This is a genomic window from Xanthomonas sp. MUS 060, assembly GCF_000963215.1.
GTDB lineage: Bacteria > Pseudomonadota > Gammaproteobacteria > Xanthomonadales > Xanthomonadaceae > Xanthomonas_A.
Map to the genome: position 1 here is coordinate 46,160 of NZ_JZIM01000012.1, position 12,272 is coordinate 58,431.

The following is a 12,272-nucleotide window of genomic DNA, read 5'->3' on the forward strand; positions in this document are numbered from 1 at the left end:
GCTGCGCCATGACCTCGTGGATTCCGGCGTGGTTGCACCGGTTGGCGTCACCGCCGACCTTCTTCCGCGTGGCCGCTCGTGTGCGACCTTGGAGCCTTGGCGCGGCCGTCGTGCTTGGCGCCATCGCCCTCTACGGCGGCCTGGTGTTGGCTCCACCGGACTACCAGCAGCACGACGCCTATCGCATCATCTTCGTACACGTGCCTTGCGCCTGGATGAGCCTGTTCGTCTACGCCGCCATGGGCGTGAGCGGATTCATCGCGCTGGTGTGGCGGATCAAGCTGGCGGAAGTGGCGTGCATGGCCTCGGCGCCGATCGGCGCGGCATTCACCTTCATCACCCTGTGCACCGGCTCACTGTGGGGGAAACCGATGTGGGGCGCGTGGTGGACCTGGGATGCACGGCTGACCTCCGAGTTGGTGCTGCTGTTCCTGTATCTGGGCGTGATCGGCTTGCACCGCGCCATCGACGATCCACGTCAGGGCGCGCGCGCCGCGGCGCTGCTGGCGCTGGTCGGGCTGCTGAATCTGCCGATCGTGCATTTCTCCGTGGTATGGTGGAATACGCTGCACCAAGGCTCTACGGTGCGTGTTCTCGGCCCCTCGACGATGCCCCTATCCATGTTGTGGCCGCTGCTGACTGCGATGCTGGCAAGCAAGTGCTATTACCTGGCGAGCCTACTGGCACGCATGCGCAACGATCTATTGGCGCTGGAGTGCGGCAAAGCCTGGGTGCGCACGATCGCCATGGCCGCACAACCGTCGTCACGGTTGCCGGCCAATGCGCATTCGTCGATGTCGATACCGGAGCATGCGCAATGAACAGCGGCTTCTGGGCCATGGCCGGCTATGCCGTCTACGTGTGGACCGCCTACGCACTGGCACTGCTGGTGCTAGTGATGGACTATGTGCTGCCGCGCGTGCGGCAACGCCGCCTGCTCGCCGCCGCCCGCGCGCATGTCATGCGCGAACACGCCCGCCGCGCACGCGGCGCCTCCGCCGGCACCTGGCAACACGATGAATCCCACCCGTAAACGCCGCTTGCTGCTGGTCCTGTTATTGCTCGGTGCGACGACCCTGGCTAGCGGCCTGTTCGTACTGGCCCTGCAACACAATATCAGCTACCTGTTCACCCCGAGCCAGGTACAGGCGGGTGCGGCGAAAGGCTATCGTGTGTTCCGTCTCGGCGGCATGGTCAAGGCCGGTTCGATCCGACGCAGCACCGATTCCCTGCGCGTGGACTTCACTGTCATCGACAAAGCCGGTGCCACGACCGTGACCTATACCGGCATCCTGCCGGACCTGTTCCGCGATAACCAGGCGGTGATTGCCACCGGTTCGATGCAAGGCGCGGGTTTCGTCGCGACCGAAGTGCTAGCCAAGCACGACGAGACCTACATGCCGCAGGAACTGAAGGACGCCATGGCCCAGGCCCACGCCGCGCACCCGCACAGCGGCACCAGCGTGGTCACGTCGCACCCATGAGCCTGCACATGGCCGCGCACCACGTCATGGTGCCGCGATGAGTGCCGAACTGGGCCAGTGCGCATTGATCCTGGCGTTGCTATTGGCGCTTGTGCAAGGCGTACTGCCGCTGCTCGGCGCCTGGCGCGGCGAGCGCGCCTGGATGGCAGTGGCGCGGCCAGCGGCGTATGCGCAGGCCGGGTTCGCCTGGCTGGCCTTCGCGCTGCTCGCGTATGCGCTATGGCGCCTGGATTTCTCGGTGCGCTACGTGGCCGCCAACGCCAATCTGGCGCAGCCCTGGTACTACCGTCTGGCGGCGGTGTGGGGCGCACACGAAGGCTCACTGTTGCTGTGGATCGCCATCCTCAACCTGTGGACGGTGGCGCTGGCGTGGAGCGGACGACACCTGCCGGAAGCTTTCGCCGCGCGCGTGCTCGCTGTGTTGGGACTGGTCTCCAGTGGTTTTCTGGCCTTCGTCCTGTTCACCTCCAATCCGTTCGCACGACTCTCGCCGATGCCACGCGACGGCAGCGAGCTCAATCCGGTGTTGCAGGACCCCGGCATGGTGTTTCACCCGCCGGTGCTCTACACCGGCTACGTCGGTTTCTCGGTCGCCTTTGCCTTCGCCATCGCCGCGCTACTAGGCGGCGAACAGCAGCAGGCCTGGGTGCGCTGGGCGCGCCCGTGGACCAACGTCGCCTGGGGCTTCCTCACCGCCGGCATCGTCGCCGGCAGTTGGTGGGCCTATGCCGAACTCGGCTGGGGCGGCTGGTGGTTCTGGGACCCGGTGGAGAACGCCAGTTTCATGCCATGGCTGGTCGGCGCTGCGCTGATCCATACCCAGGCGGTGACCGAAAAGCGCGGTGCGCTCGGTGCCTGGACGTTGCTGCTGTCGATCATGGCATTTTCGTTGTCGCTGCTGGGGACCTTTCTGGTCCGCTCCGGCGTGCTGACCTCGGTCCACGCCTTCGCCGCCGATCCGCGTCGCGGCCTGTACATCCTCGGTTTCATGGTACTGGCGGTCGGCGGCTCGCTGCTGCTGTACGCATTACGCGCGCCACGGCTGGCGGCAGGTAAACCGTTTACCGCGCTATCGCGGGAAACCGCGATTCTGGTCGGCAATCTGATGTTGAGCGTGGCCGCGGCGATGGTCTTGCTCGGCACCTTGTTCCCCCTGCTCGGCGAGGTGCTGCGGCTGGGCAAGATCTCGGTGGGACCGCCCTACTTCGGGTTACTGTTCCCGTTGCTGATGCTGCCAGTGGTACTGCTCATGCCACTCGGTCCTTATCTGCGCTGGGGTCGCACCGAACCCGGCGCGCTACGCGCGGTGGCCGCACGCGCCGGCCTGGCCGCACTGGGCTGCGCACTGCTGGCCTGGCTGCTGACGGCCGGCACCCTGCGCGCGGTGCTAGGCGTTGCAGCGGCGGCATGGGTCGGCGTGGGAACCGCCCTGTATGCCTACACGCGCTGGCGCGAGGCACCACGCGGCCGCCGTTTTCCGGCAGAGATGACCGGCATGCTGCTGGCCCATGTCGGCGTGGCGGTATTCGTCGCCGGCGTGTTGCTGTCGGAAAGTCTGTCGGTGGAGCGCGACGTGCGCCTGAATCCAGGACAAAGCACCCGCATCGGTGCCTACGATTTCCGCTTCGATGGCGTGCGCCTGCTCGACGGCCCCAACTGGAAAGCCGAACAAGGCACGCTGACCGTGCTGCGCGATGGCGCCACGGTGGCGGTGTTGCATCCGCAAAAACGCTTGTACAGCAGCGAACGCATCCAAACCGAGGCGGCGATCGACGCCGGCATTGTGCGCGATCTCTATGTCGCCCTGGGCGAGCCGCTGGACGACCAGCACATCGAATACGGCTGGACCGTGCGCCTGTACGACAAACCCTACATCCGCTGGATCTGGGCAGGCGGCCTGCTGATGATGCTCGGCGGCTTCGTCAGCGCTGGCGCGCGCCGGCTGCGTGCACGGCACGATGAAAACACACCAACAGCCGCCCTCGCGAGCAGCACGGCGAAGACGATGGGGGCGACGCCATGAGCCGTGTGCTGCCGCTGCTCGGTTTCCTGCTGTTGGTCATCCTGTTCGGAGTCGGGTTATGGTGGAGCCGCACCCACGATCCACGCGCACTGCCATCGCCGTTGCTCGGCAAGCCGGTGCCCGCATTTTCGCTGCCGCGCCTGGATCGTCCCACTGAAAAAAGTGGCAGCGCCGCGCTACGCGGTCGTCCATATCTGCTCAACGTCTTCGGCAGTTGGTGCATGGCCTGCAGCGAGGAGCATCCGCTGCTGATGGCGCAGGCACCCAAGCTAGGCATGGCCTTGATCGGATACGCCTATAAGGACAATCCGCGCGACACCGCAGCCTGGCTTGCACAACGCGGCAACCCGTATGCGCTGGTGTTGGTCGACGAAGACGGCCAGCAGGCGATCGACCTCGGCGTCTACGGCGCGCCAGAGACCTTTCTGATCGACGCACATGGTGTGGTGCGCTACAAATACGTCGGCGTCCTGACCCAGGCGGTGCTCGCCGAAGAACTCCGCCCAGCCATCGCAGCGCTACTTGCGGAGGAGCGGCGATGAACGCTTTGCGCCTGCGCTGCTGCCTGTTGCTGGCGTTGTTGTGGCTCGCCTGCAGTCTGCCAAGCTTCGCTCAGGCGGTGGATCCCCTGCCATTCAAAGATCACGCGCAGGAGCAACGCTTTCAGCAGTTGACCACGCAACTGCGCTGTCTGGTCTGCCAGAACGAAAACCTGGCCGACTCTGACGCACCCCTGGCGCGCGACCTGCGCCATCAAGTGTTCGCGCAGTTGCAAGCGGGGCGTAGCGATGCGCAGATCAAACAGTACATGGTGGCGCGCTATTCCGACTTCGTGCTGTACGACCCGCCGCTGGCGCCGGCCACCTGGCTGCTGTGGTTCGGGCCGGCCCTGTTGTTGGTCGCAGGCGCTGGCATGGTCGTGGCGACACTGCGACAGCGCCGACATGGGCCCGATGCAGGCGCAGCGCAGCCGGAAGCGGAGGATGGCTGGTGATCGCGATTTTCGTGCTGACGGTCGCCACGATGCTCGGGATTGCCCTGACCGCCGTGTTGCGTCCGTTGTTGGCCCGTGGCGATGGTAGGCGTGCGCACTATGCGAGCGCCGCCGTGCTGACCATCGCCTTGCCCATGCTTGGCGCCAGTGTGTACTGGTCCATCGGCGATCCCGGCGCACTGGCTGGCGTGCCGCTGCAACCGGCAGCGTCCGCCATGCCTTCATCAGGTCTCCAGAAGACGCTCCCCACTCTGCTGCAACAAGGTTGGGACGCACAGCAGGCACAACGCCACGCCGACGCAGAGCAAGCCTATGCGCAGGCGTTGCAACTCGCCCCGGACAATATCGACGCCTTACTCGGCTGGGTCGAAGCGGACATGGCACAACGCCCCGATTTCGCCATCGTCACGATAGCGCGCGACAGACTGGAACGGGTTCTGGCACTGCAACCGGACAACCAGCGTGCATTGTGGATGCTCGGCATCGCCGCATTCCAGCAACAACACTACGCGCAAGCCGCCGCGTACTGGCGCCAGCTACAACGTCTGCTGCCGCAGGCCACGCCACTGCGTGCAGCAGTGGCGCAGAAGATCGCCATTGCACAGAAGCGAGCCGGCACCACAGCACCCGCGCCCCGCTCGCTCAACCCTTGAGCGCCTCAGGCGACTCACGATCGCCCGTGAGTCGGCACTGAGCAATGGCTTGAGCAGATCCCAATCAAGAAACCAAAAGGCGAATGCCCGCACCATCCCGATCAACATGCCGCAGGCGCTGTGCCGTTGCACTGCCACGCTCATTCATCGCATGCGCTCATCGTTGCGATCCTGTGTCTGCGAGGTTGGCGACGTTTGCTGCGACTGTCCAACGCGACGCAGTCGGGAAGCCAGGCCGGCAATCTGAGCAAGCTTCTGCGCACCGCGTCGATATTTACCATGCCCCACGCGCTGGGAACGGTAGATCCCGCTGTGACCGGAAAACAGATAGGCCGTGACGCAGCCGATGGCCGCCAGTGGAGCGATGTCGGCGCCAAATAACTCCATCGCCATCAACGTGGTGGCGATCGGCGTATTGGCCGCGCCGGAAAAGACCGCAACGAAGCCAATCCCGGCCAACAACGAAAATGGCAGATGCAGCAGCGGCGCCAACGCGTTGCCGAGCGTGGCACCGATATAGAACAACGGCGTGACCTCCCCGCCTTTGAAGCCGCTCCCCAACGAGGTCACGGTAAATCCCAATTTACCGAGGAAATCCAACGGCGGCATCGGTTGCTGAAACGAACGCACGATATCGGGAATGCCCAGGCCGACATAATGGTAGGCGTCGAGTGCCCAGACTGCTGCCGCGATCACGATGCCGCCAATGGCCGGCCGTAAGGGCGGGTAACCGATCGTGCGCTTGACCAAAGCGCCAAGCCAGTGCGTGGTGGTGGCAAACAGCATGCCGACCAGACCGAACACGATTCCCGCGGCGACCACGGCCATGACGCTTCCGGCACCGACCGGAACAAACTGACCTATCGCATACGCTGTGTGATGAATGCCCCAGGCCAAGCAAACTTGGTCGGCGATGATCGCGGCGACGATACATGGGAACAACGCGTCGTAGCGCATGCGTCCAATCGCCAACACTTCCAGGCCGAACACCGCGCCTGCCAACGGTGTCCCGAATACCGACGCGAAACCAGCGCTGATGCCCGCCATCAAGAGGATGCGCCGGTCCTGACGCCGCATGCGCAATACGTGGGTGAGTTGGTCGGCCAAGGCTGCGCCCATCTGCACTGCCGTTCCCTCGCGCCCCACCGAGGCACCGAACAGATGCGAAACCACGGTACCGCCCAGCACCAGCGGTGCCATGCGCAAGGGCACGACCTTCTTCGGGTCATGGATCTCGTCGATGATGAGGTTGTTGCCGCCATCGACCGCCTTGCCCAGCAGGTGATAGACCAAACCGACGCCGAATCCGGCGACAGGCAACAACCAGATCGCCCAATGGTGTGCTTCGCGCCAAGCCGTGGCACGGTCAAGGGACCACAGAAAAAGTGCCGAGGCACTGCCTGCCATCCCTCCCACGACACTGGAAATGAGCAGCCATTTGCCCAGATGAGGCACGACATCGAACTGTTCGGGACGTTGGAATTTAGGCATCGGTGGTATCCGCGCGAATGGATATGGCCGACCGAAGCGAGGGATGTGGACGCATGCGCCTACAGCCCCGACTTGATCGGGCGACTGTAGGCGTCATCAACCATGCGGATCGCACGGTGGTTAAAGGAGGAACGCCATCTCCTGCGACGCAGTATGGAAGATGGCCCGTGACGTGTCCAGCCACGGCAACGCAAGTCGATGCGTCATGCCTACTCACCCGATACGCAGCACAAGCCAGAGCAACGCACGGCCTGGTTCACTGCGTCAACTGCGCGGTGGCTTGGCCTTGTCGGCACGGGCTTGTTCGCGCGCGGCACGCAGCCGGTCGAGCTTGTCCTTGAGCTTGATTTCCAACCCGCGCGGCACTGGCCGGTAGTACACACGCTCGCCCATCGCGTCGGGAAACCCGGTCTGGTCCAGGGCGATACCGCCTTCGGTGTCGTGGTCGTATTGATATTCCGCACCGTAGCCCAACTGCTTCATCAGTTTGGTCGGCGCGTTGCGCAGATGCAGCGGCACTTCCTGGGTTCCACTCTCGCGCACCTCCGCCTTGGCCTGATTGAACGCGGCGTAGCCCGCATTGGATTTTGCGGTACTGGCCAGGTACAGCACCAGTTGCGCGAAGGCCAGTTCGCCTTCCGGGCTGCCCAGCCGCTCGTAGATGTCCCAGGCTTCCAGCGCCATCGACTGCGCGCGCGGATCGGCCAGGCCGATGTCCTCGATCGCCATACGCGTCAGCCGCCGCGCCAGATAGGCCGGATCGCAGCCGCCATCGAGCATGCGCGTCAACCAGTACAACGCCGCATCCGGATTGGAACTACGCACCGATTTATGCAGCGCCGAAATCTGGTCGTAGAACTGTTCGCCGCCCTTGTCGAAGCGGCGGGTACGATCGGCCAACACCTGCTGCAAGGTCTGCGCGGTGATTTCGCCGCCCTCGTCCTGAGCTAACTCTGCGGCGATTTCCAGCAGCGTCAATGCACGCCGCACGTCGCCGTCGGCGGCGCTGGCGATTTCCAACAAGGCCGCATCGGATACCTGGATCGCCTCGGCACCCAAGCCACGTTCGGCATCGTGCAATGCACGCTGCAAGGCCTCGACGATGTCCTGCGGCGATACCGCTTCCAGCACATGCACACGGCAACGCGACAACAACGCCGAATTCAACTCGAACGAGGGATTTTCTGTGGTGGCACCGACAAACAGGATGGTGCCGCGCTCGATATGCGGCAAAAACGCATCCTGCTGCGCCTTGTTGAAACGATGCACCTCATCGACGAACAGCACCGTGCGGCGCCCATCGGCGAAACGCTGCGCGGCTTCGGCCAGCACCAGCCGCACGTCCGGCAAACCGGAGAGCACCGCCGAGATCGCCTTGAACTCGGCCTCGGCATAGTGCGCCAGCAACAAGGCCAACGTGGTCTTGCCGCAACCGGGTGGCCCCCACAGGATCATCGAGTGCACACGCCCGGCGGCAACGGCACGGCGCAGCGCGCTGGATGGCGTCAGCAGACGCTTCTGTCCGACCATCTCCTCGAGCGTCTGCGGGCGCATGCGTTCGGCCAGAGGCCGCAGCGCTTGGCGATCGACGCGCAGCAGATCGGGCATATCGGAGGCGAGACGTCTGCGCTTGGTCACCCGCGCATTCTATCGCCGCAACCGTCGCAGCGTAGCGGCAGCTGCATGCGGCTACAATCGTCTCTCAGTCACACTTGCCTAGCGAATCCCGCCATGAGCCACCACCGCACCCTGGATTCATTCACGCATTCCCACAATTTTCTGGGCGCGCGCCACGAGCGCAATGCGCGCCGCACCTGGGCAGTCGTGGCGCTGACCGCCACGATGATGTGTGTGGAGATCGTCGCCGGCTGGTGGACCGGTTCGATGGCGCTCTTGGCCGATGGTCTGCACATGGCCACCCACGCCGGTGCCCTGTCGCTGGCTGGCTTCGCCTATTGGTTCGCGCTCCGACACCGGAACAATCCGCGCTTTAGCTTCGGCACCGGCAAGGTCGGCGACCTGGCAGGGTTTTCCAGCGCGCTGATCCTGGCATTGATCGCACTCGGCATCGGCGTGGAGTCGGCGCTGCGTCTGGCGCAGCCGGTGCAGATCGCCTACGACGAAGCCCTGTGGATCGCCGCGCTGGGACTGCTGGTGAACCTGCTCAGCGCCTGGATGCTGGGCGCCGATCACCACCACGACCATGCGCATGGCCATCATCACGGCCATCATCATGCTCACCACGATCACCAGCACTCCCACGACGGGCACGATGATCATCACCATCACGACCACGCGCATCACCCTGCAGCGCACGCTGCCGCAGGCCATGACACGCACGCGCATGCCGACCACAATCTGCGCTCGGCCTATGTGCATGTGCTGGCCGATGCACTGACCTCGGTGATGGCGATCATCGCCCTGCTACTGGCCAAATACTTGGGCTGGCAGTGGACGGACGCGCTGATGGGCATTGTCGGCGCCATCGTGATCGCACGCTGGTCGCAGGGACTGCTGCGCGATACCGGTGCCGTGCTGTTGGACGCGTCAGCCCCGCCCGCGCTGCAAGCGCAGATCCACGAACGGCTGGAACAGGACGACGAACGCATCGCCGACCTGCACGTGTGGCGGATCGGCCCTGGGCAACACGCCGCCATCGTGTCGTTGGTGACCCATCGACCACGGCCGGTCGCGTTCTATCACGCACGCTTGCACGATATTGCGACGTTGGGACATGTCAGCATCGAAGTGCAGACCTGTTGCGACTAAGAGTGGCTAACAAACCGTCACCAGTCGCTGCCGGGTAGGCGCGGAGAGCACGCAGGAACCCCAGTGTACGCGCGGCAGACATGAGGATTCCGAGCACTGCCCGCGCCCGTCCGGCGGCAACGCAGTCGTTCTGTTAGCGACTGTGAATACGTGCCGCATGCAAGTCACGGGGCGGGCACGCCTCAGCGGTCGCCGACCACATCCACGTCCTTCTCTGGGACGTAGCGAAACGTACCAGTGGCAAAGCGCGGATTACGCTCCCAGCCAGTGAAGCTGATCTCGGTACGCTGGCCGACCGGGTCGACCACCTCCATCCTGGCGAGACCTTTGCCGTCGAAACCCAGCTTGGCCAGTTGGAAGTTAGCCTCGGTACCGACCTTCGGGGTCATGGTCAACCACTGCAGTCCATCGCGCGCCACCGCCTCCTCGCTGACGTCGTACTGGCGATCGAGCTTGCCCGGGTCGATCAGCGCAGTCAGCGGGCTGTTCTGCTCTTCGGCCCCTTGGGTGCGCACCGTGGCTTGCTTCAGGTCTGGATCGTAGACCCACACCTTGCTGCCATCGGCCACGATCAATTGGCTATACGGCTTGCGGTACTCCCAACGGAACAAGCGCGGTGCCGACAGGGCGACGCGGCCACTGGAACTTTCCTTCAGCGTGCCTTTGCCGTCGTAAACCTTCTGTACGAACTGACCGTCCAGGCCTTTAAGCCCGTGGGTGAAGGTCGTGAGGTCTTCGCGCGCACCGGCATAAGCGGTGCTGACCAACAAGGCGGTGGCGAGGACGGTGTAGCGGAGTGTGGAAAACATACCGATAGATTCCGGACGAAGAATGGGAAGTGTGAGGCGCAGGGGCTGAATCGGCGATCAGACGGTGGCGTGTCGCTCAGGGTGCGGTCTGCATCCGGCGCAGGTCGCCGTAGAGGATCTGCCCGCGGAAACCACGCCGAACCTGCTGGTACAACTCGCGAAAAGCCACGTAATCCTGCGGCTGGCACAGCGCGGCCGGACCATGGATCGCGCGTCGGTGCAGCGTCTGCGTGGCGATCACAGTCTGCCCCTCGCGAACCCAGTTCGCGGTGTATTCACCGGCAGCGTTACGGAAACGCATGTCATTCGGAATCGCAATGATCGGCACGCTATCCGGGAAAGTCAGCCGATAGGTCTCGCTATGCGCGTTATCGTTGCAATAGAACGGGGTCAGGTTGTACTCCGCCGAGGTAGTGGTGTAAACGGCGCGTATCGAATCGGCGCCAGGGATCAGCGGCAACGTCATGCCGCCGACCACACTGAAGTCAAAGGCGTCGTCGGCACGAAAACGGTAGGCATAACCGAATGGCCGACTCGTATCCTGTGGTGTGCCCTGCAATTGCAGTTCGCCGCTGCCATCGAAACCGGAAGCTGCAAGGATCGACTCCTCGATGCGGGTACGGTTTTGTGCGTTGAGCTGCACAAACATTGTGCGCAGGCCGATCTCGCCGATCTCGCCACTGTCCAGATGGGTGGTTCCGCTGACGCTGCCATCGGCGGCGAAGCGATATTCGACCTCGACACGGTATCGATTGACCTTGGCATCGTTGGGCGGGGTCCGCGCGAGGGTGCCGTCGGCGGTGTGCAGGACCGGAACCCCCAAATCGCTGGCAGGCAACTGGCCGAAGCGTGCATACGGATTGGTCGAGTCCAGGTAAAGCTTGAATTCGGGCAGATAGGTGATGGCATGGTTGAAACGTCCAAGCACTGGCACGTCCGGCAGGGTCGGCCCGCCCTCGGCACCGATCAGCACCGGCGTACTGGCAATTCCCTTGGCCGCCAGCAGCGCCTCCAGCACCACGGTGTGGTCCTTGCAGTCGCCATAGTGATTGTCGAGGATGCTATCGGCACTGTTCGGCTGCAGACCACCGTTGCCCAGATACACCGCCACATAGCGGATATTGCGCGCCACCCATTCGTACAGCGCGGCGGCCTGCGCGCGGCGGTCGTGGAGGCCGGCGGTAATCTGCTCAGCGCGCGCGCGGACCTTCGGTGTCACCTGCGCGGCCACGGCACTGCGGCGCTGATAGGCTTGTGCCATCTGTGCCCAGCGACGGAAGCTGCTGGCCATGATGGTCGGGCTGAACTCCCAGGTCTCCGCCGCCCAGTTCTGGCTCTTCATCGGCTCACGGCGGCTGTAATGCCATTCCCAGCGCGCATGCTCGCCGTCGATCTTCGGCGTGTTGCTGCCCTGTATGCCGCGCGTGTACACCTGCATCGGCATGCGGCGCGGTGCCACCAGTGTCACCGTGGCGTCGTCGTACTGGGAGAACACGCTGAAGGTCTCCCATAGGCTGAAGTAACCAGGGAAGTACGGCATGTGCCGGGTGCGACGGATCTGGTACACCAGCCGCGTACCGGGCATCAGGTTCGGGAAGACCACGGCCTTCACCTTGCGATCGGCGTACATCGCCGCCGAGGCGCTGGAATAGCTTTCCTGAGTGTAGATCTTGTCAGCCGGCACGTCGTGACGGATGCCGTCGGGGGTGATGGTATAGGCCGTCAGCACCTCCAGCGTCTCCAGCTTTTCGCTATAGCTCAAACGCACCTGGCTGAACTGGTCGACACCCGCCTTGGTTTTGAGCAACAACTCGTACTCGTCGGTTTCCACGCTCGTGGCGTCCTCACCCACGACGTAGTCGGCGCGATAACGCACGTAACTGTAGTTGTTGGCAACTTCCGGCGTGGTACTGACGGTCCTGGTCACGGGCGCTTTCGGCGCGGGCTGCACCGTAGCGGCACCGGCGGCACCGGCGGCACCGGCGGCACCGGCGGCAAGCAGCCATGCTGCGCACGACAACAGGGCCACCAAGGGGCTGCCAGGCTCCC

12 protein-coding genes, 1 other RNA gene and 1 riboswitch are annotated in these 12,272 nt (G+C 64.2%); of the genes, 8 read left to right on the top strand and 5 right to left on the bottom strand.

The window, feature by feature from the left end:
* The first annotated feature begins 8 nt into the window (after nt 1-8).
* Genes ccmC through XANALMUS060_RS11755 form a run of 7 tightly spaced genes read left to right on the top strand, consistent with a single transcriptional unit; the run spans nt 9 to nt 5,154 of the window.
* Nucleotides 9-821, top strand: a complete 813-nt coding sequence (ccmC, locus tag XANALMUS060_RS11725) for a heme ABC transporter permease CcmC (protein WP_045738566.1) — start codon at nt 9-11, stop codon at nt 819-821.
* Nucleotides 818-1,033 (top strand): heme exporter protein CcmD, encoded by a 216-nt coding sequence (gene ccmD, locus XANALMUS060_RS11730; RefSeq protein WP_045738567.1) that lies wholly within the window; start codon nt 818-820, stop codon nt 1,031-1,033. Before ccmC ends, ccmD begins: the two co-directional genes overlap by 4 nt.
* A complete protein-coding gene (gene ccmE / locus XANALMUS060_RS11735; RefSeq protein ID WP_045738568.1) occupies nt 1,017-1,484 on the top strand; it encodes a cytochrome c maturation protein CcmE in 468 nt (155 codons plus the stop codon). The genes ccmD and ccmE overlap by 17 nt, the downstream gene beginning before the upstream one ends.
* Nucleotides 1,485-1,521: 37 nt before the next feature.
* Nucleotides 1,522-3,507 (top strand): heme lyase CcmF/NrfE family subunit, encoded by a 1,986-nt coding sequence (locus XANALMUS060_RS11740; protein ID WP_045738569.1) that lies wholly within the window; start codon nt 1,522-1,524, stop codon nt 3,505-3,507.
* Entirely contained in the window at nt 3,504-4,049 is a 546-nt protein-coding gene (locus tag XANALMUS060_RS11745) for a DsbE family thiol:disulfide interchange protein (RefSeq protein ID WP_045738570.1), read from the top strand. The genes XANALMUS060_RS11740 and XANALMUS060_RS11745 overlap by 4 nt, the downstream gene beginning before the upstream one ends.
* A complete protein-coding gene (locus tag XANALMUS060_RS11750; RefSeq protein WP_045738571.1) occupies nt 4,046-4,501 on the top strand; it encodes a cytochrome c-type biogenesis protein in 456 nt (151 codons plus the stop codon). The genes XANALMUS060_RS11745 and XANALMUS060_RS11750 overlap by 4 nt, the downstream gene beginning before the upstream one ends.
* Complete coding sequence (locus XANALMUS060_RS11755) at nt 4,498-5,154, top strand: cytochrome C biogenesis protein (protein ID WP_152640487.1); 657 nt, start codon at nt 4,498-4,500, stop codon at nt 5,152-5,154. The genes XANALMUS060_RS11750 and XANALMUS060_RS11755 overlap by 4 nt, the downstream gene beginning before the upstream one ends.
* Before the next feature lie 144 nt (nt 5,155-5,298).
* Here XANALMUS060_RS11755 and XANALMUS060_RS11760 read toward each other — a convergent pair whose 3' ends face one another.
* Together XANALMUS060_RS11760 and XANALMUS060_RS11765 are read right to left on the bottom strand one after the other, a co-directional pair.
* Nucleotides 5,299-6,645: a voltage-gated chloride channel family protein gene (locus tag XANALMUS060_RS11760; protein ID WP_045738572.1), complete on the bottom strand. Its 1,347-nt coding sequence runs from the start codon at nt 6,643-6,645 to the stop codon at nt 5,299-5,301.
* Between the two features lie 80 nt (nt 6,646-6,725).
* Nucleotides 6,726-6,796, bottom strand: a riboswitch (Fluoride riboswitch).
* Nucleotides 6,797-6,909: 113 nt separating this feature from the next.
* Nucleotides 6,910-8,283 carry a replication-associated recombination protein A gene (locus XANALMUS060_RS11765; RefSeq protein WP_045738573.1) on the bottom strand — a complete coding sequence of 458 codons (1,374 nt, stop codon included), beginning with the start codon at nt 8,281-8,283 and terminating at the stop codon, nt 6,910-6,912.
* 93 nt (nt 8,284-8,376) lie between these two features.
* On the opposite strand from XANALMUS060_RS11765, the gene dmeF reads away from it, so the two are divergent.
* A complete protein-coding gene (dmeF, locus tag XANALMUS060_RS11770; RefSeq protein ID WP_045738574.1) occupies nt 8,377-9,414 on the top strand; it encodes a CDF family Co(II)/Ni(II) efflux transporter DmeF in 1,038 nt (345 codons plus the stop codon).
* A 4-nt stretch (nt 9,415-9,418) separates the two neighbouring features.
* On the opposite strand, the gene XANALMUS060_RS18645 is transcribed toward dmeF, so the two are convergent.
* From XANALMUS060_RS18645 to XANALMUS060_RS11780, 3 genes are all read right to left on the bottom strand, one after another.
* A non-coding RNA gene (locus tag XANALMUS060_RS18645) (sX9 sRNA) lies at nt 9,419-9,496 on the bottom strand.
* Between the two features lie 100 nt (nt 9,497-9,596).
* On the bottom strand, nt 9,597-10,223 hold the full coding sequence (gene lolA / locus XANALMUS060_RS11775; RefSeq protein ID WP_045738575.1) for an outer membrane lipoprotein chaperone LolA: 627 nt from the start codon (nt 10,221-10,223) through the stop codon (nt 9,597-9,599).
* 76 nt (nt 10,224-10,299) lie between these two features.
* Nucleotides 10,300-12,150: a DUF3857 domain-containing transglutaminase family protein gene (locus XANALMUS060_RS11780; RefSeq protein WP_235430473.1), complete on the bottom strand. Its 1,851-nt coding sequence runs from the start codon at nt 12,148-12,150 to the stop codon at nt 10,300-10,302.
* Nucleotides 12,151-12,272: the final 122 nt, after the last annotated feature.

What these genes read in the sequence shown, in the direction of transcription:
- ccmC (WP_045738566.1), top strand. Translation starts at nt 9, where the DNA reads ATGACCTCGTGGATTCCGGCGTGGTTGCACCGGTTGGCGTCACCGCCG.
- ccmD (WP_045738567.1), top strand. Translation starts at nt 818, where the DNA reads ATGAACAGCGGCTTCTGGGCCATGGCCGGCTATGCCGTCTACGTGTGG.
- ccmE (WP_045738568.1), top strand. Translation starts at nt 1,017, where the DNA reads ATGAATCCCACCCGTAAACGCCGCTTGCTGCTGGTCCTGTTATTGCTC.
- XANALMUS060_RS11740 (WP_045738569.1), top strand. Translation starts at nt 1,522, where the DNA reads ATGAGTGCCGAACTGGGCCAGTGCGCATTGATCCTGGCGTTGCTATTG.
- XANALMUS060_RS11745 (WP_045738570.1), top strand. Translation starts at nt 3,504, where the DNA reads ATGAGCCGTGTGCTGCCGCTGCTCGGTTTCCTGCTGTTGGTCATCCTG.
- XANALMUS060_RS11750 (WP_045738571.1), top strand. Translation starts at nt 4,046, where the DNA reads ATGAACGCTTTGCGCCTGCGCTGCTGCCTGTTGCTGGCGTTGTTGTGG.
- XANALMUS060_RS11760 (WP_045738572.1), bottom strand. Translation starts at nt 6,645, where the DNA reads ATGCCTAAATTCCAACGTCCCGAACAGTTCGATGTCGTGCCTCATCTG.
- dmeF (WP_045738574.1), top strand. Translation starts at nt 8,377, where the DNA reads ATGAGCCACCACCGCACCCTGGATTCATTCACGCATTCCCACAATTTT.
- lolA (WP_045738575.1), bottom strand. Translation starts at nt 10,223, where the DNA reads ATGTTTTCCACACTCCGCTACACCGTCCTCGCCACCGCCTTGTTGGTC.